The organism is Azospirillum brasilense (genome assembly GCF_007827815.1).
In the GTDB taxonomy this organism is placed as follows: Bacteria; Pseudomonadota; Alphaproteobacteria; order Azospirillales; family Azospirillaceae; genus Azospirillum; species Azospirillum brasilense_C.
The window spans coordinates 124,442-142,705 of record NZ_VITH01000014.1 but is presented as its reverse complement, the minus strand read 5'-3'; the positions used below and the strand labels follow the sequence as shown (position 1 = coordinate 142,705).

16 protein-coding genes are annotated in these 18,264 nt (G+C 69.5%); 15 read left to right on the top strand and 1 reads right to left on the bottom strand.

Annotated elements, in window-relative coordinates; all coding sequences use genetic code 11:
* Positions 1-3 precede the first annotated feature (3 nt).
* The gene (locus FBZ83_RS24905) at positions 4-384 is read right to left on the bottom strand and encodes a Rid family detoxifying hydrolase (protein WP_014200209.1); all 381 of its coding nucleotides are present in this window, start codon (positions 382-384) and stop codon (positions 4-6) included.
* Positions 385-576: 192 nt separating this feature from the next.
* On the opposite strand from FBZ83_RS24905, the gene FBZ83_RS24900 reads away from it, so the two are divergent.
* The 15 genes from FBZ83_RS24900 (at position 577) to xsc (ending at position 18,221) form a co-directional block, all read left to right on the top strand.
* Positions 577-1,056, top strand: a complete 480-nt coding sequence (locus FBZ83_RS24900) for an Lrp/AsnC family transcriptional regulator (RefSeq protein WP_103040629.1) — start codon at positions 577-579, stop codon at positions 1,054-1,056.
* Positions 1,057-1,513: 457 nt separating this feature from the next.
* Positions 1,514-2,323: an IclR family transcriptional regulator gene (locus FBZ83_RS24895; protein ID WP_145689390.1), complete on the top strand. Its 810-nt coding sequence runs from the start codon at positions 1,514-1,516 to the stop codon at positions 2,321-2,323.
* 209 nt (positions 2,324-2,532) lie between these two features.
* On the top strand, positions 2,533-3,420 hold the full coding sequence (locus FBZ83_RS24890) for an IclR family transcriptional regulator (RefSeq protein WP_145689389.1): 888 nt from the start codon (positions 2,533-2,535) through the stop codon (positions 3,418-3,420).
* 14 nt (positions 3,421-3,434) lie between these two features.
* Positions 3,435-4,433, top strand: coding sequence for a bifunctional enoyl-CoA hydratase/phosphate acetyltransferase (locus FBZ83_RS24885; protein ID WP_145689388.1), 999 nt, complete (start codon positions 3,435-3,437; stop codon positions 4,431-4,433).
* A gap of 54 nt (positions 4,434-4,487) precedes the next feature.
* Positions 4,488-5,477: a Bug family tripartite tricarboxylate transporter substrate binding protein gene (locus FBZ83_RS24880; protein WP_145689387.1), complete on the top strand. Its 990-nt coding sequence runs from the start codon at positions 4,488-4,490 to the stop codon at positions 5,475-5,477.
* Positions 5,478-5,529: 52 nt separating this feature from the next.
* Positions 5,530-6,066, top strand: coding sequence for a tripartite tricarboxylate transporter TctB family protein (locus FBZ83_RS24875; protein ID WP_145689386.1), 537 nt, complete (start codon positions 5,530-5,532; stop codon positions 6,064-6,066).
* A gap of 24 nt (positions 6,067-6,090) precedes the next feature.
* Positions 6,091-7,644: a tripartite tricarboxylate transporter permease gene (locus FBZ83_RS24870; protein WP_145689385.1), complete on the top strand. Its 1,554-nt coding sequence runs from the start codon at positions 6,091-6,093 to the stop codon at positions 7,642-7,644.
* Between the two features lie 44 nt (positions 7,645-7,688).
* The gene (sauS, locus tag FBZ83_RS24865) at positions 7,689-9,116 is read left to right on the top strand and encodes an acylating sulfoacetaldehyde dehydrogenase (protein WP_145689384.1); all 1,428 of its coding nucleotides are present in this window, start codon (positions 7,689-7,691) and stop codon (positions 9,114-9,116) included.
* An 11-nt stretch (positions 9,117-9,127) separates the two neighbouring features.
* A complete protein-coding gene (gene sucC, locus FBZ83_RS24860; protein ID WP_145689383.1) occupies positions 9,128-10,252 on the top strand; it encodes an ADP-forming succinate--CoA ligase subunit beta in 1,125 nt (374 codons plus the stop codon).
* On the top strand, positions 10,249-11,157 hold the full coding sequence (locus tag FBZ83_RS24855; RefSeq protein WP_145689382.1) for a succinate--CoA ligase subunit alpha: 909 nt from the start codon (positions 10,249-10,251) through the stop codon (positions 11,155-11,157). The genes sucC and FBZ83_RS24855 overlap by 4 nt, the downstream gene beginning before the upstream one ends.
* Positions 11,158-11,260: 103 nt before the next feature.
* On the top strand, positions 11,261-14,257 hold the full coding sequence (locus tag FBZ83_RS24850) for a molybdopterin oxidoreductase family protein (RefSeq protein ID WP_145689381.1): 2,997 nt from the start codon (positions 11,261-11,263) through the stop codon (positions 14,255-14,257).
* Entirely contained in the window at positions 14,254-15,009 is a 756-nt protein-coding gene (locus FBZ83_RS24845) for a 4Fe-4S dicluster domain-containing protein (RefSeq protein ID WP_145689380.1), read from the top strand. The genes FBZ83_RS24850 and FBZ83_RS24845 overlap by 4 nt, the downstream gene beginning before the upstream one ends.
* 12 nt (positions 15,010-15,021) lie before the next feature.
* The gene (locus FBZ83_RS24840; protein ID WP_145689379.1) at positions 15,022-15,987 is read left to right on the top strand and encodes a dimethyl sulfoxide reductase anchor subunit family protein; all 966 of its coding nucleotides are present in this window, start codon (positions 15,022-15,024) and stop codon (positions 15,985-15,987) included.
* A gap of 40 nt (positions 15,988-16,027) precedes the next feature.
* Positions 16,028-16,396 (top strand): hypothetical protein, encoded by a 369-nt coding sequence (locus FBZ83_RS24835; RefSeq protein WP_145689378.1) that lies wholly within the window; start codon positions 16,028-16,030, stop codon positions 16,394-16,396.
* Positions 16,397-16,445: 49 nt separating this feature from the next.
* Positions 16,446-18,221 carry a sulfoacetaldehyde acetyltransferase gene (xsc, locus tag FBZ83_RS24830; RefSeq protein WP_145689377.1) on the top strand — a complete coding sequence of 592 codons (1,776 nt, stop codon included), beginning with the start codon at positions 16,446-16,448 and terminating at the stop codon, positions 18,219-18,221.
* Positions 18,222-18,264: the final 43 nt, after the last annotated feature.

The following is an 18,264-nucleotide window of genomic DNA, read 5'->3' as shown; positions in this document are numbered from 1 at the left end:
CCCTCAAAGCGCGATGACGGCGTCGATCTCGACCGACGCGCCGAGCGGCAGCGCCGACACCTCGACGGTCGAGCGGGCGGGGAACGGCGCCTGGAAGAAGCCGGCATAGACCTCGTTCACCGCCTTGAACTGGGTGAGGTCGGTCACGTAGACGGTCATCTTCACCGCCTTCGCCAGGCTGGTTCCCGCGGCCTCGGCGATCGCCGCGATGTTGGTCAGGCTGCGCGCCGCCTGGGTGGGCGCGTCCGGACCGGCGAAGGCCCCGGTGGCCGGGTCGATCGGCAGCTGGCCGGAGACGAACAGCAGCCCCCCGGCGACGCGGGCCTGGGCGTAGGGGCCGATGGCAGCCGGGGCTTTGTCCGTGGCGATGGTGTCGGTCATCATCCTGATCTTTCCTGTTCTGGCCCTGTGGTGGCGGCCGCCTGCTAAAGGCTGGCCTGCTCAAAGGCCGGGCGGTCTGCCCGCGATGGCGGCATGCGGGTGCATGCAAAATCCTCAAAACGAAAAAGCTTTTCTCCCGGCGGGCCAAACGAGCAAAATCATCCGTCCCAACCGTGAAGGCCCCGAGCAACCCCGATGACCATCGACGCCACCGACCGGAAGATCCTGGCCGCCCTCCAGGCCGACGCGACCCTGTCGCTCGCCGACCTCGGCAAGCAGGTCGGCCTGTCCGCCACCCCCTGCTGGCGCCGCGTGCAACGCCTTGAACAGGAAGGTTATGTCCGCCGCCGCGTGGCGTTGCTGGACCGGGCCAAGCTGAACGTCGACGTGACCGTCTTCGTGGCTGTCCGAACCAGCAAACATTCGGCGGAATGGCTGGAGGAGTTCCGCCGCGTGGTGGCCGACATACCGGAGGTTGTCGATCTCTACCGCCTGAGCGGCGAAATCGATTATCTGCTGCGGGTGGTCATTCCGGACATCAAGGCCTACGACGCCTTCTACCGAAAGCTCATCGAACGCATCGAGCTTCAGGATGTCTCGTCAATGTTCGCCATGGAGGAAATGAAGTCGACAACGGAAGTCCCTCTTTCTTACGTAAAAACCCAGACCAGCTAGGATTTTACTTGTTGGTTTTCTTTTTAGACTCACGCTTCGGCGTTTTTTGCGAAGCCCCTGTAGTGATTCTCAATATCGCATGGTTCGTATGAGAATTTTTTACTTTTTTGGCCAGGAAGGCGCTTCACCGTAGAAAATATTTCCACGCTTAAAACAACCTATGAAAAATTGATTTCTCGTGGCTGCCGGTGTGTGAATGGATCGGGCGTTTGGCCTCTATAACCCTCTCCCCCTGGGGAGAGGGTGGCCCGGAGGGCCGGTGAGGGGGATGTGCTTGGCGGCAGGTCCGGCAAAAGCACAACCCCCTCACCCTAACCCTCTCCCCGGAGGGGAGAGGGGACTTCAATGCAATCACCCTGCGCTCCGCCCCCGTTGCCTATTGCCTGCGCAAAGCGGGCGGTCTATATGCGTCACGTCTCACTCAATGAGACGCTGAAACCGCCAGGGCAGGCGAACCTTGAAAACGCGCAGCACGCAGACTTCCGCCACCGCCAACGTCCCCGACGACGCGGCCAAGCCAAAGGCCGCCGCGACCGACCGGACCTTCGCGATCCTGGAGCTGGTCGCATCGGCGTCCGGCCCGCTGGCCGTCAAGACCATCGGGGCGACGCTCGGCCTGCCCAAGCCGACCGCCCACCGTCTCGTCAACGGCCTGATCGAGAAGGGGCTTCTGGCGCGGGACCTGGAAACGCGCGACGTCATCATCGGCGTCGAGGCGGCGCGGCTGGCGGTCGGCATCCTGCGCGCCTCGCTGTCCCGCGCGCCGGTGCGCTCGGTGCTGCGCGCGGTCAGCGCCGATCTGGGGGAAACCTGCAACGTCGGCGTCCTCGACGGCGGCGACGTCGTCTATCTCGACCGCGTCGAGGTCGAGCACTGGCCCTTGCGCCTCCAGTTCGGCGTGGGATCGCGGGTGCCGATGCACTGCACGGCCATGGGCAAGCTGTTCCTCGCCACCCTGCCGGACGCCATGCGCAGCCGCCTTCTCGCCTCCGGCCCCTTCTCCGCGCAGACCGCCCACACCCTCACCGATCCGGCGGCGCTGGCCGCCGAGCTGGAGTCCATCGCCGCGCGCGGCTACTCGCTCGACGACGAGGAGTATGTGGTCGGCGTGTTCTGCGTGGCGGTGCCGATTTTGTCCTCGACGGGCCGGACGGTGGCGGCCATCGCCGTGCAGGCCCCCAAGGTCCGGCTGTCGCACGACCGCGTCGAGCAGGTCCTCCCCATCCTCCGCCGCGGCGCCGAGGCCCTGTCCGCGCAGTTCGGATAGCCCTCCTACCCCCATCGCTCCTTGAAACCGGACGTTTCATCACCCGAGCCGCGGGATGCCGGCTGGGCATGCCCGCGTATGCATGGATAATTGGGTACACGAACTTTTTGGGCTTGCGCGACCCAGGGTCCTGTGAGTTAATGATACAAATCGTATCGCTGAATGAGACCAAGAGGCCGAGCGATACGCTTCCAGTCACGGGAGGAACGATGACGCGGAAGATCGCCGTGGGCTCCGCTCCGTTGCGGGAGCCCCCCGAACCGACCATTGATGATGCCGCCGACAGCAACGCCACCGACGGCAACGCCACCGACCGCCGGCCCCTCGCCGACCGGGTCCTGGCGGTGCTGGACGTGGTGGCCGCGGCGGGGCAGCCGATGGCCGTCAAGGACATCGCCGAGAAGCTGACCCTGCCGAAGCCGACCGCGCACCGGCTGATCGCCATGCTGGAGGAGCGCGGCTTTCTCGCCCGCCCGATCGACGGCCGGCTGGTGACCGTCGGCCCGAAGCTGCGCACCCTGGCGCTCAACACGCTGCGCAGCTCCCTGGGCCAGGCGCCGTCGCACGCCCGGCTGCGGGCGCTCAGCCTGGAGCTGGGGGAGACCTGCAACATCGGCGTGCTGGAGGGCGGCGACGTCGTCTATCTCGACCGCGTCGAGGTGGAAAACTGGCCGCTGCGGCTGGAGTTCGGCGTCGGCTCGCGAGTTCCGCTGCACTGCACGGCGATGGGCAAGCTGTTCCTGGCCTTCCTGCCGGAGCTGCCGCGGCGGCGCCTGCTGGATTGCCTGCCGCTGCCCCGCATGGCGGCGGCGACGCTGTGCGACCCGGCGCTGTTCCGTGCGGAATTGGACAGCATCGCCGCCTGCGGCCATTCCTTCGACGACGAGGAGTACATGCCGGGCGTCTTCTGCGCGGCGGTGCCGATCCGCGACGGCGCGGGACGGATGGTCGCCGCCCTGGCGGTGCAGGCGCCGAAGGTCCGGCTGTCGCGGGAATCGGTGGCCGAGCGCCTGCCGGTCCTGCACCGCGCCGCAAGCGACATGGCCCGTGCGCTGGGCATCGACGCCGCCCCGGCCGAGCCGGCCCTCACACCCTAAGGACGACGGACGCCATGGCAAGGACGCTAGAGACGACCGCCGCCGATTGCCCGGCCCGGCTGATGGCGCGCAGCGCCGCCCTGGAACCGGTTCCCACGGCGGTGGTCGCCGCGGGGTCGCCGGTCGCGCTGGAAAGCGCGCGGCGCGCCACCGCCCTTGGCCTCATCGAGCCGGTGCTGGTCGGCGATCCGGCGGCCATCGCCGACAGCGCCCGCCGGATCGGCTGGACGCTCCACGGCGCCTGCGTGGTTCCGGCCCGCGACGACGCGGCGGCAGCGCGGATCGCGGTGGCGCTCGCCCGCTCCGGCGACGTCGGCGCGCTGATGAAGGGGCACATCCACACCGACACGCTGATGCTCGCGGCCCTCGACCCGAAAAACGGGCTGCGCACCGGGCGCCGCTTCACCCACGCCTTCCACATGACGCTTCCCGGTTCGGGCCGCGAGCTGGTCATCACCGACGCGGCGATCAACGTGGCGCCGTCGCTGAACACCCAATTGGACATCATCCGCAACGCCGTGGAGCTGTGGCGGCTGGTCGGCGGCAGCGACCCGCGCGTGGCACTGCTCTCCTGCACCGAGGAGGTGACCGAACGGGTCCCCTCCAGCATGGACGCCGACCGGCTGACCCGCCTGTGCCAGCAGGAGGTGCCGGGGGCGACGGTGTTCGGACCGCTGGCGCTCGACCTCGCGGTGTCCGCCGAGGCGGCGCGGATCAAGAACCTGACCCACCCCTGCGCCGGGGCCGCCGACATCCTGGTGGTGCCGAACATCGAGACCGGCAACGCCCTGTTCAAGGCGCTGGTGCATTTCCTGGACGCCGTCGCCGCGGGCATCGTGCTCGGCGCCTCGGTGCCGATCGTCCTCACCTCGCGCGCCGACCCGCCGGCGGCCCGCATCGCCGCCGCCGCCATCGCCCAGATCGTCGCCGGGCGCCGCCGCTCCGCCACGCCGGGCGCGCCCTACCCTACCACCGCAGCCAAGGGAGGCGCCGCACCCGGCCTGCACGCCTGACGGCCAGAAAGACGAACCCCGCCAAAAAAAATCAAACCCTGGGAGGGAATGCAAATGCTCCGCAACGCCTTGACGCTCACCGCGGCGGTGGCCGCGCTGATGTCACCCGTCCTGTCATCCGGCCCTGCGCGCGCCGACGACTACCCGTCGCGCCCCATCGAGGTCATCGCGACCTTCGGGGCCGGCGGCGGCGCCGACCTGATGGCGCGCCAGTTCGCCCGCCTCGCCGAACCGCATCTCCGCGTCGCCATGCCCGTCGTCAACGTGTCCGGGGCGTCGGGCAACGCCGGCCTGACGCGGGTCCTGACCAACCCGGCCGACGGCTACACGATCGGCACGCTGATCGCGCTGTCCGTCTCCTCCTGGGCGTCGGGCCTGGGCACCGCGAAGCCGGACAATTTCGTCTATGTGGCGATGATGCAGAACTCGCCGTCGATGCTCTACGTCTCGAAGAACAGCCCCTTCAAGACCTACGAGGACTTTGCCGCCCACGCCAAGGCCAACCCCGGCAAGCTGCGCGTCGCCACCTCCGGCTACGGCACGCAGGACGACATCACGCTGAAGTATCTGGGAAGCCAGGGCGTGCCGGTGACCAACGTCCCCTTCGCCCGCCCGTCGGAACGCTACGCCTCGCCCATCGGCGGCCACACCGACGCGATCTACGAGGAGCCCGGCGACGTCGCCCAGTTCCTGAAATCCGGCGACCTGCGGCCCATCGTCGTGTTCGACAAGCAGCGCCACCCCTCCTTCCCCGACGTGCCGGCTTCGGCGGAGCTGGGGCTGGACATCGGCGACCTGCCGAACTTCCGCACGCTGGCGGTGCCCGCCAACACGCCGCCCGAGCGCGTGCAGAAGCTGCACGAGGCCGCCGCCAAGGTGCTGGCGAGCCCGGAATGGAAGACCTTCTGCGCCGACACCTTCACCTGCGTCGACACGCTGGTGACGCCGGACCAGGCCAAGGAGGAGGTCAAGGCCTTTTATGAAACCGTGAAGGGCTATCTGGACCGCTTCGCGACGAAGACCGTCGGCCAGACACCGGGCTGAGTCCGGTTCCACATCCGCCCCACCCGCTTCATCGCTCTTCAGGGAGGGAACCGTGACTCCCCTGTCCCACGGTCTTCGCCGGCTGGCGACACCCGCGGCCCTGCTCTTCGGGTCGCTTCTTCTCTCGCAACACATCGTGCGCGACAGCACCATGATCGCCGGCCTGCCGGACCCGGTGGGACCGACGGGCTGGCCCCGGCTGATGCTGGGCGCGGTCGGGCTGTGCGCCCTGATCTGGATCGCCAAGGAACTCCTGGCGCTGCGGCGCGCGGTCCACCGGCAGAAGCCGGTCGACGAGGAGTACGAAGGCTACGCCCATGGCCGGGCCATGATCGGGCTGGGGCTGGTGATCCTGTACGGCATCGCCCTGCCGCAGCTCGGCTTTCCGGTCGCCACCCTCGCCTTCGTCGCCCTCTGGTGCGTCATCGGCGGCATCCGGCGCCCGCTGACGCTGGCTCTGGTCACCGGCATCGGCTGCGTGGTGCTGCTCTACGTCTTCGTCCTCCTCGCCCAGATGCCGCTGAACCGCGGCCATGGCGTCTTCGACGACTTCACCGTCGCGCTTTACCGCCTGCTCGGCATCTACTGAGCCGGCCACCGGAGGGATCGTCCCATGGATATCCTCGCCAATCTGGCCGGTGGCTTTGCCGGCGCCCTCGATCCGTACAACTTCGTCTTCCTGGTGTCGGGCCTGATGCTCGGGGTGGTGGCCGGCGCTTTGCCGGGCATCTCCTTCGTCAACGCCATGGCCATCGCCCTGCCCTTCACCTACCTGCTGCCGCCGGTCACGGCGATGTCCTTCCTCGGCGGCATTTATGTGGGTGGCGTGTTCGGCGGCTCGATCTCCTCGATCCTCATCAACATCCCCGGCACGCCGGCCTCGCTGCCGAGTTGCTGGGACGGCTACCCGATGACGCGCAAGGGCCTGTCCTCGCGGGCCTTGAGCATCGCCATCACCGCGTCGGCCTTCGGCGGGCTGGTCAGCGCGCTTCTGCTGACCTTCGGCGCCCCGCCCTTCGCCAGCTTCGCGCTGAAGTTCGACCAGCCGGAATTCTTCGCCGCCACCATCCTGGGCCTCGTCAGCGTCATCGCCATCGCCAAGGACGCGCCGCTGATGAGCGCGCTCTCGATGTTCCTCGGCCTGCTGATCGGGACGGTCGGCGTCGATCCGATGTACGGCATGCCCCGGCTGACGCTGGGCGTCCCCGACCTGGAGAGCGGCATCAACTTCACGGTCGTGATGATCGGCCTCTTCGCCATCGGCGAGGTGGTGGACCTGATCTGCAAGCGGGCCGGCGGCGCCCGCTCCGTCGCCACGAAGCCCGGCAAGCAGGTCGGCCTGTCGGACCTGTGGCGGGTGAAGTCCTCCGTGCTGCGCGGCACCGGCGTCGGCTGCACCATCGGCGTCATCCCCGGCGCCGGGGCCACGGTGGGGGCGGTCATCGCCTACAGCGTGGAGAAGCAGGCCTGCGGCAAGGGCGACCGCTTCGGCACTGGCATGGAGGAAGGGCTGGCGGCCCCGGAGGCGGCCAAGAACGCCACCACCGGCACCGCCATGATCCCGCTGCTGACGCTGGGCATCCCCGGCAGCGCCGCCACGGCCATCATGCTGGCCGCCATGCTGATCCACGGGCTGAACCCCGGCCCGCTCCTCTTCACCTCGAACACCACGCTGGTCTACACGATCTTCGCCAGCATGCTGATCGCCAACCTGCTGATGATCGTCGCGGCGATGGGCGTGGCGCGGGTCTTCTCGACGCTGATGCGCGTGCCGCCGGCCATTCTCGGCGCCTTCATCATCGTGCTGAGCGTCGTCGGCGCCTACGGCGTGCGCAACAATCTCTTCGACGTCTATGTCTGCCTCGCCTTCGGCGTCGTCGGCTATTTCATGAAGCGCACCAACTTCCCGCCGGCCCCGCTGGTGGTGGGCGTGATCCTGGGGCCGCTGTGCGAGCGCTACTTCCTCACCTCGCTTGCCAACTACGAAGGCAACATGGCGGTGTTCTTCACCCGCCCGATCAGCGGCACCATCCTGGCGCTGTCCGCGATCTTCCTCGCCTGGTCGATGTGGCCGGTGGTCAAACCCCTGCTCCGCCGCCCCCCCAACGATCCGACCCACGGCAACCCGCCCCACAAGGAGCCGCCGCAGCGGGTGCTCAAAGCCTGACCGTCCGAACCAACGAACGAACCTTCAGGGAGAGAGACAAGCAAATGGACAACATCATGCTCGACCGAACGCCGGCCAGCGCCGACCAGGAGGCCATCGCCGCCCTCGTCGCCCGCGCCCGCGCCGCCCAGCGCGCCTTCGCCGACGCCACGCAGGAGCGGGTGGACGACGCCGTCGCCGCCCTCGCCTGGGCCATCTACGAGCCGGGCCGCGCCCGCGCCCTGGCGGAGCTGGCGGTGGCCGACACCGGTCTCGGCAACGTCGCGGACAAGATCGTCAAGAACCAGCGCAAGACCTTCGGCACGCTGCGCGACCTGATGCGGGTGCGCACCGTCGGCGTGATCGAGGAGGACACCGCCAAGGGCATCGTCAAGATCGCCAAGCCGCTGGGCGTCGTCGGCGCCGTCACCCCCTCCACCAACCCGGCGGCCACCCCGGTCAACAAGGCGATGATGGCCGTCAAGGGCCGCAACGCCATCATCATCGCCCCCTCCCCCATGGGCTCCGCCGCCACCGGCCGCACGGTCGAGTTGATGCGGGCCGAGCTGGCGCGCATCGGCGCGCCGGAGGATCTGGTGCAGATGATCCCCACCCCCATCACCAAGGGCCTGACCCAGGCGCTGATGGAGGCGGTCGACCTCGTCGTCGTCACCGGCTCGCAGGACAACGTGCGCCGCGCCTATTCCAGCGGCACCCCGGCCATCGGCGTCGGGGCCGGCAACGTCCCGGTCATCGTGGACGAGAGCGCCGATCTGGCCGAGGCGGCGCGCAAGATCTGCGCCTCCAAGACCTTCGACAACTCCACCTCCTGCTCCTCGGAAAACGCGCTCGTCGTCCTCGACTCCGTCTACGACGCGACCATCGCGGCGCTGGAGGAGGCCGGCGCCTATCTCTGCACCGCGGAGGAGCGGGAGCGCGTGCAGTCCCGCCTGTGGGAGAACGGAAAGCTGAACCGCAAGCTGATCGCCAAGGACGCCGCCATCCTCGCCGAAGCGTTCGAACTGGCGCCCAAGGCGCGCGAGGCCCGCTTCTTTCTGGTGGAGGAGACGGGCGTCGGCAAGGCGCATCCCTTCTCCGGCGAGAAGCTGTCGCTGGTGCTGGCCGTCTACCGGGTGCCGGACTTCGACGCGGCGGTCGATCAGGTCCGCCGAATCCTCGACCACCAGGGGCGCGGCCATTCCTGCGGCATCCACACGCGGGACGAGGCGCACGCGAAGCGGCTGGCCGACGAGTTGGACGTGGTGCGCGTGCTGGTTAACTTCGCTCACACCTTCGGCAACGGCGGGGGCTTCGACAGCGGGCTGAACTTCACCCTCTCCATGGGCTGCGGGAGCTGGCAGAAGAACTCCATCTCCGAGAACCTGAGCTGGAAGCACTTCGTCAACATCACCCACCTCGTCCGCCCGATCCCGGAGGACAAGCCGAGCGAAGAGGCCCTGTTCGGCCCCTTCTGGTCCCGCCACGGACGCTGACGGAGGCGACGATGAACTTCGAGGAACATGCCGGAAAATCCGTGCTCTCCCGCGCCGGGGTGAGCGTCCCGCAGGGCCGCCTCTGCGCCAGCGCGCAGGAGGCCGAAGCCGCCGCCCGCGCCATTGGGCCGGTGGTGGTCAAGGCGCAGGTGCCCACGGGCAAGCGCGGCAAGTCGGGCGGCGTCAAGCTGGCCGCCACGCCGGAGGCGGCCGCAGCATCCGCGCAGGCCATCCTGGGCATGGAGATCGGCGGCTTCCCGGTCGCCCGCGTGCTGGTCGAGGAGCAGGCGGCCATCGCCCGCGAATTCTACGCCGCGGTGCTGAACGACCCGGCCAGCCGCAGCCCGCTGGTGCTGTTCTCCACCGAGGGCGGCATGGACATCGAGGAGGTCGCGGCGACCCGCCCCGAATCCCTGCGCCGCATGGCGGTGGACATCCGCAAGGGCTTCGGCCCGGCGGACGCGCGCCGCCTGCTGCTGGGGCTGGACCTCGGCGAGGCCGCGGTGCCGGTGGCGGCGATGCTGGTCGATCTCTACCGCGTCTACCGCCAGCACGACGCCGAGTTGCTGGAGATCAACCCGCTGGCCTTGCTCGCCGACGGCCGCGTCGTGCCGCTGGACTGCAAACTGACAGTGGACGATGCCGCGCTCTATCGGCAAACGGACATCGCCGAACTGGGCGCCAAGGAGCCTCTGTCGGCGCTGGAGGAGCGCGGGCGGGCGCTCGACCTCAAATACATCGAGCTGGAGGGCAACGTCGGCGTCCTGGCGAACGGCGCCGGGCTGACCATGACGACCATGGACGTGGTCAGCCACGCCGGCGGGCGTCCGTCCAACTTCCTGGAGATCGGCGGCGAGGCCTACACCAAGGGGACGGAGGCGCTGGACCTCGTGCTGTCCAACCCCGGCGTCAAAAGCCTCGTCGTCAACTTCTGCGGCGCCTTCGCCCGCACCGACGTGATGGCCGGCGGCGTGATCCAGGCCTGGAAGACGCTGAACCCCACCATCCCCGTCTTCTTCTCCATTCACGGCACCGGCGAGGACGAGGCCGTGCGCATGGTGCGGGAGGAGCTGGGGATCGAACCCTACGACCGGATGGAAGACGCCATTTCGGCAGCCGTGGAGGCCGCGCGATGATCGTACGCAAGAGCGACCGGGTCCTGGTGCAGGGCATCACCGGCAAGCAGGGCACCTTCTGGACCGAGCAGATGCAGGCCTACGGCACCACCGTGGTCGGCGGCGTGAATCCGAAGAAGGCCGGGCAGAGCCATTGCGGCGTGCCCATCTTCGCCACCGCGAAGGAGGCCATGGCGAACGGCGGCTTCGACGTGTCGGTGATGTTCATCCCGCCCGCCGCCGCCAAGGCCGCCGCCATCGACGCCATCGAGGCGGGGGCGAAGACGGTCGTCTGCTTGACCGAGCACATCCCGTCCCACGACGTGATGGAGATGCACGCCGCGGCGGCGGAGCACGGCACCCGCATCATCGGGCCGAACACCGCCGGCATCGTGACTCCGGGCGAGGGCTTTGTCGGCATCATGCCCGCCTTCAACCCGCGCGTCTTCCAGCCGGGCCGGGTCGGCGTCATCTCGCGCAGCGGCAGCCTGGGCACGCTGGTCTGCCTGAATCTCGTGCGCGGCGGCCATGGGCAGTCGGCCTTCCTCGGCATCGGCGGCGACCCGATGATCGGCACGACGACCAAGGACGCGCTGGCCGCCCTGATCGACGATCCGGGCACCGACGCCATCGCGCTCGTCGGCGAGATCGGCGGCAGCATGGAGGAGGAAGCGGCGGAGCTGGTGGCGAAGACGGACAAGCCCGTCGTCTCCTTCATCGCCGGCCGCGCCTCCCCGCCGGGCAAGAAGATGGGCCACGCCGGCGCCATCGTGACCGGCGACCGCGGCAGCTACGCCTCCAAGCGCGGCGCTCTGGAACGCGCCGGGGCCGTCGTGGTGGACGTGCCCGGCGACCTGCCGGCGGCCCTCGACGCGCTGATGGCCGAGGCCGCGAAACGGTCGGGCGCGCAGCGGCTCGCGGACTGAGCGAACAACCGCCTTTTTGAAGAACGACACGGCTGCACCGCCCCCTCTCCCGGCCCCCGCCGGGAGGGAACGGGGGAGGCATTCCGGAAGGGAACGGATCAGGATGGCGAAGATCGACGACGTCGGCGGCCAGCGTGCGCGCGGGTTCGCCTTCACCCAGGGCTTCCAGCGAAGGAGCGGGCCGGCGGCGCCCGAGGACGCGCGCGGCTGGCTCGACCGCTACCAGTCGCCGCGCGAGGACATCGACCCCTCGCCGACCGTCTCCGACACGGTCAAATACACCACCTGCTACATGTGCGCCTGCCGCTGCGGCATCAAAGTGCACATCAAGGACGGCCAGCTCCGCTTCATCGAGGGCAACAAGGACCATCCGGTGAACCACGGCGTGATCTGCGCCAAAGGGTCCGCCGGCATCATGACCCAGAACTCCCCGGCCAAGCTGCGCAAGCCCCTGCTGCGCACCGGGGAGCGCGGCACCGGCCAATTCCGCGAGATCGAGTGGGACGAGGCGCTGACCATCCTGACCGAGCGCCTGTCCAAGATCCGCGACAGCGACCCCAGCAAGCTCGCCTTCTTCACCGGGCGCGACCAGAGCCAGTCGCTGACCGGCTTCTGGGCGGCGCAGTTCGGCACGCCCAACTTCGCGGCGCACGGCGGCTTCTGCTCCGTCAACATGGCGGCGGCGGGCATGTACACGCTGGGCGGCAGCTTCTGGGAGTTCGGGGAGCCGGACTGGGACCACACCCGCTACCTGCTGCTGTTCGGCGTGGCTGAGGACCATGACAGCAACCCGATCAAGATCGGTCTGTCGAAGATGAAGGCGCGCGGCGCCAAGATCGTCTCCGTCAACCCGATCAAGACCGGCTATTCCGCCATCGCCGACGAATGGGTCGGCATCCGTCCGGGCAGCGACGGGCTGTTCGTCTTCGCCCTGATCCACGAACTGCTGCGCGCCGACCGCATCGACGCCGAGTATCTGGTCCGCTACACCAACGCCCCCTGGCTGGTCATCCAGGACCCCGGCGCCCCCGACGACGGCCTGTTCGCCCGCGACGCCGACGGCGCCCCGCTGGCCTGGGACGCGGTGGAGCAGCGCGCCGTTCCGGCCACAGCCGCCGGCATCCGCCCGGCGCTGGTCGGCGCCGTCACCCTGCCGGACGGGCGGCGGGCCGTGCCCTCCTTCCATCTGCTGGCCGAGCGTTACCTCGACCCGCAACACGCCCCGGAGGCGGTGGCCGAGCGCTGCGGCGTTCCCGCCGACACCATCCGCCGCATCGCCGCCGAGATGGCTCACCTCGCCTTCCAGGAGACGCTGACCATCGAGCAGCCCTGGACCGACTGGGCGGGGCGGCGCCACGAGCGGATGGTCGGGCGGCCCATCGCCATGCACGCCATGCGCGGCATCTCCGCCCATTCCAACGGCTTCCACACCTGCCGGGCCATCCACATCCTGCAAATCCTGCTGGGCACCATCGATGTGCCGGGCGGCTGGCGCTACAAGTCGCCCTACCCCCGCCCCGCCCCGCCGGGCCCCAAGCCCGCCGGCAAGCGCGGCGAGACCGGTCCCGGCAAGGCCATCCACGGGATGCCGCTCGGCTACCCCATGGGGCCGGAGGACCTGCTGGTCGGCGAGGATGGGCAGCCGCTGCGCATCGACAAGGCCTTCAGCTGGGACGCGCCGCTGTCGGTGCACGGGCTGATGCATATGGTGGTCGCCAACGCCTGGGAGGGCGACCCGTACCGCGTCGACACGCTGTTCATGTACATGGCCAACATGGCCTGGAACTCGTCGATGAACACGTCCGAGACGATGCGGATGCTGTCCGACAAGGCCCCCGACAGCGGCGAGTACCGCATCCCCTTCATCGTCTATTGCGACGCCTACGCCTCGGAGATGGTGGCCTACGCCGACCTCGTTCTGGCCGACACCACCTACCTGGAACGGTGGGACTGCATCTCGCTGCTCGACCGTCCGATCGGCAGCGCGCACGGCCCCGGCGATTCCATCCGCCAGCCGGTGCTGACCCCCGACCGCGACGTGCGGCCCTTCCAGGACGTGCTGATTGAGCTGGGCGCGCGGCTCGGCCTGCCGGCCTTTGTGCGGGAGGACGGCAGCCCGCGCTACCCCGGCGGCTACCCCGACTACATGACCAACCACGAGCGCAAGCCCGGCATCGGCCCGCTGGCCGGCTGGCGCGGCGCCGACGGCAAGGACGCCGGCAAGGGCGCGCCCAACCCGGACCAGCTCGACCGCTACGTCCGCAATGGCTGCTTCTGGCATTTCGAACTGCCGCCGGAGCAGCACTATTTCAAGCACGCCAACCAGGCCTATCTGGAGATCGCCACCCGCATGGGCTTCCTCGACAAGCCGGAGCCGGTGATCCTCCAGCTCTACGTCGAGCCGCTCCAGAAATTCCGCCTCGCCGCGCGCGGGCACGGCGCGGTGGTGCCTCCCGTGGACAAGCGGCAGCGGGTGGAGACCTACTTCGACCCCCTGCCCTTCTGGTACCCGCCGCTGGAGGAGGGGGGGCTGGACGAGGGTGCCTTCCCGCTGCACGCGGTCACCCAGCGCCCGATGCCCATGTACCATTCCTGGGGCTCGCAGAACGCCTGGCTGCGGCAGATCCTGGCGCGCAACAGCCTCTACATCGCGCGCTCCACCGCGGAGCAACTTGGCCTCGCCGACGGCGACTGGGCCTGGGTGACCAGCCCGACCGGGCGCATCCGGGTGCCGGTCCAGTTGATGGACGGGGTGGAGGCCGGGACGGTCTGGACCTGGAACGCCATCGGCAAGCGCTCCGGCGCCTGGAACCTGTCCACCGACGCGCCGGAGGGGACCAAGGGCTTCCTGCTCAACCACCTGATCTCGGAACTGCTGCCGGAGCGCAACGGCTACCGCCATTCCAACGCCGACCCGGTGACCGGTCAGGCCGCTTGGTACGACCTGCGCGTCCGCGTCGAGAAGGCGTCGCCGAAGGAACGGGCCGAGACGATGCCGCGCTTCCCCGCCCAGGCCATGCCGCCGGGCGTCGAACCGCCGCCCGCCATCCTGCGCACCGGCGCCGCCTTCCGGCCCACGTCTCGGGGAGTCCGGCCATGACGAGCCTTCCCAACCGCGAGCCCAACGCCCCCCGGCTGGGGCTGGTCATCGACCTCGACACCTGCGTCGGCTGCCACGCCTGCGCGGTGGCTTGCAAGCAGTGGAACGACGGCGGCCACATGGCGCCGCTGACCGACACCGACGCCTACGGCTCCGGTCCGGACGGGGTGTGGTTCAACCGCATCCACAGCTTCGAGGCGGGAACCGGGGAGAGCGGCTGCGGGTCGCGCACCACCAACTTCCCGCGCTCCTGCCTGCATTGCGAACAGCCGGCCTGCGTGACCGTCTGCCCGACCGGCGCCTCCTACAAGCGGGCCGAGGACGGCATCGTGCTGGTCAACGAGGATTTGTGCATCGGCTGCAAGCTGTGCTCCTGGGCCTGCCCCTACGGCGCGCGGGAGTTCGACCAGGACGTCGGCGTGATGAAGAAATGCACCCTGTGCATCGACCGCATCCACAACGAGACGTTGGCGGAGACGGAGCGGGTACCGGCCTGCGTCATGGTCTGCCCGACCTCGGCCCGGCATTTCGGCGACCTCGCCGATCCTACGTCCGCCGTCTCGAAGCTGGTGGCGGAGCGCGGCGGCTACGACCTGATGCCGGAGCTTGGCTTCGAGCCGACCAACAAGTACCTGCCGCCCCGACCCCGCCCCACCCTGGCGCTCGACGAACGTGTCACCAGGGACAGCGCCAACGACGATCTGCCGCTCCACGGCCTGCTGAAATGGGCCGACCGCATCCTGGCGCGCTGAGGGAGGGTTTCCATGCATCCAGCCTTCTCCATCATCTTCTTCACCAGCGCGGCGGGCGCCGGCTACGGCCTGCTCGCCCTGCTCGGCCTGCTGGCGCCGTTTGGCCTGCTGCCGTCGAGCCCGCTGTTCGGCCTCGCCGCCCTCGCCCTCGCCCTCGGGCTGGTGGTGGCCGGGCTGCTGTCCTCACTGGCCCATCTCGGCCGGCCGGAGCGGGCGTGGCGGGCGCTGTCGCAGTGGCGCAGTTCCTGGCTGTCGCGCGAAGGGGTGGCGGCGGTCGCCACCTTCCTGCCGGCGGGCGTCTTCGCCATCGCCTGGATCGTCCTGACGGCCGGCAGTGGCGGCGGCGGGAGCGGCGTGGCGGGCGTGGCCGGCTGGATCACCGCGGCGATGGCGGCGGTCACCGTCTACTGCACGGCGATGATCTACGCCTCGCTGAAGCCGATCCGCCAATGGGCCAACCCCTGGGTGCCGCGTACGTACTTGGCGCTGTCGCTGATGACCGGGGCGCTGCTGCTGAACGCGCTGCTGGGCGTGGCAGGACAGGCGGCAGGCTGGTCCTCCCTGCTGGCTCTGGCGTCGGTGGGGCTGGCCTGGGTGGCGAAGGAAGGGCATTGGCGGCACTGCGCCACCGCCCGCCCCGTCAGCACGGCGGAGACGGCGACCGGCCTCGGCCACATCGGACGGGTCCGCCTGCTCGACGCCCCGCACAGCGAGGACAACTACCTGCTCAAGGAAATGGGCTTCCGCGTCGGGCGCCGCCACGCCGTCCGCCTGCGCCTCATCACCCGCCTCGCCGCCTTCGCCCTGCCGGCGGCGCTGAGCTTCGGCGCGCTGGTCGCCGGCCCCGGCGCCCTGTCCGGCACGCTGGCGCTGCTGGCCGTTGCCGCCGCCGCCCTGGGGGTGATCGCCGAACGCTGGCTCTTCTTCGCCGAGGCGAAGCACACCGTGACCCTCTTCTACGGCGCCGGGGAAGTCTGAGTCCGCCTCTTAACCCACCCACCACAGGAAAGGAGCAGACATGCCGCAGGACCACGCCGATCACGGCTCCGCCCTGGCCTTCCTGATGACCCGCGCCAAGGCGATGGACGCCCGGAGCCTCTACATCTGCGGCTCGCCCTCCTGCCCCCGCGTGGGCTTCCGCTCCGGTCCGAGCATCGTCTACGAGCCGCTGTCCGCCGGCCTCGCCGGACGCCTTGTCGACCGTTTCGCGGTGGACGGCCACGGTCTCAGCCAGGGGCTGCTCGTCTGGAGCGGGCGCCATTACCGCTGGTTCGCCATGCCGATGCCGGAGGGGGACGATGGCTACGCCCCCCTGATCGCCGTGCACCGGCCCGCCATTTGCCCCGGCCCCGGCGAGCGGACCATGCCGCGCGTGATCGCCGGCTGACCGCCCCGCCCTTCCCCTTCATCCCATCCATGAAACGAGGATGCGCACCATGAAAATGACCACCGAGGAAGCGTTCGTGAAGGTCCTTCAGATGCACGGCATCCGGCACGCCTTTGGGATCATCGGTTCGGCCATGATGCCGGTCTCCGACCTTTTCCCCAAGGCCGGCATCCGGTTCTGGGACTGCGCGCACGAGACCAACGCCGCCCTGATCTGCGACGGCTACAGCCGCGTCACCGGCGAGATGGCCATGGCCATCGCCCAGAACGGACCCGGCGTGACCGGCTTCGTCACCTCCATCAAGACCGCCTACTGGAACCACACGCCGATGCTGCTGGTGACGCCGCAGGCCGCCAACAAGACCATCGGCCAGGGTGGTTTCCAGGAGGTCGAGCAGATGGCCATGTTCCGGGAGATGGTCTGCTACCAGGAGGAGGTGCGCGACCCCAGCCGCATGGCTGAGGTGCTGAACCGCGTCATCGAAAAGGCGTGGCGCGGCTGCGCCCCGGCGCAGATCAACGTGCCGCGCGATTTCTGGACCCAGGTCATCGACGTCGAGCTGCCGCAGATCGTCCGGCTGGAGCGCCCGGCGGGCGGGCGGCAGGCCATCGCCGAGGCGGCCCGCCTGCTGTCGGAGGCGAAATTCCCGGTCATCCTGAACGGCGCCGGGGTGGTGATCGGCGGGGCCATTCCGGACAGCATCGCGCTTGCGGAACGGCTGGACGCGCCGGTCTGCTGCGGCTACCAGCACAACGACGCCTTCCCCGGCAGCCACCCGCTGTCGGTCGGGCCGCTCGGCTACAACGGGTCCAAGGCGGCGATGGAGCTGATCGCCAAGGCCGACGTCGTGCTGGCGCTCGGCACCCGGCTCAACCCCTTCTCCACCCTGCCCGGCTACGGCATCGACTATTGGCCGAAGGGCGCGCAGATCATCCAGGTGGACATCAACCCGGACCGCATCGGCCTGACCAAGAAGGTCTCGGTCGGCATCTGCGGCGACGCCCGCCAAGTGGCCCAACAGATTCTGGCGCAGCTCGCCCCCGGCGCCGGGGACACGGGCCGGCTGGAGCGCCGCGCCTTGATCCACCAGACCAAGTCGGCGTGGCTTCAGCTCCTGTCCTCGCTCGACCATGAGGAGGACGATCCCGGAACGAGCTGGAACGCCGAGGCGCGTGAGCGCGAGTCCGATCGCATGTCGCCGCGTCAGGCGTGGCGGGCCATCCAGGCCGCCCTCCCCGCCGACGCCATCCTCTCCACCGACATCGGCAACAACTGCGCCATCGGCAACGCCTACCCCACCTTCGAGGAGGGGCGGAAGTATCTGGCACCGGGCATGTTCGGCCCCTGCGGCTACGGCTTCCCGTCGATCGTCGGCGCGAAGATCGGCTGCCCCAGCACGCCGGTGGTCGGCTTCGCCGGTGACGGCGCCTTCGGCATCTCGATGAACGAGATGTCCTCCATCGGGCGCGAGGGATGGCCGGCGGTCACCATGGTGATCTTCCGGAACTTCCAATGGGGGGCGGAGAAGCGCAACACGACGCTGTGGTACGACAACAACTTCGTCGGCACGGAGCTGAACCCCAAGCTCAGCTACGCCAAGGTGGCCGAGGGTTGCGGCCTGAAGGGCGTCACCGCGCGCACCCAGGACGAGGTGACCGCCGCCCTGCGCCAGGCCATCGAGGACCAGGGCCGCGGCATCACCACCTTCGTCGAGGTGGTCCTGAACCAGGAGCTGGGCGAGCCGTTCCGCCGCGACGCCATGAAGAAGCCGGTCGCGGTCGCCGGCATCGACCCGTCGGACATGCGCCCGCAGCAGGCCGTGTAAGGCGGATCGCCGCGCCGCTGACGCGGTGCTTCCAGAATGGAAG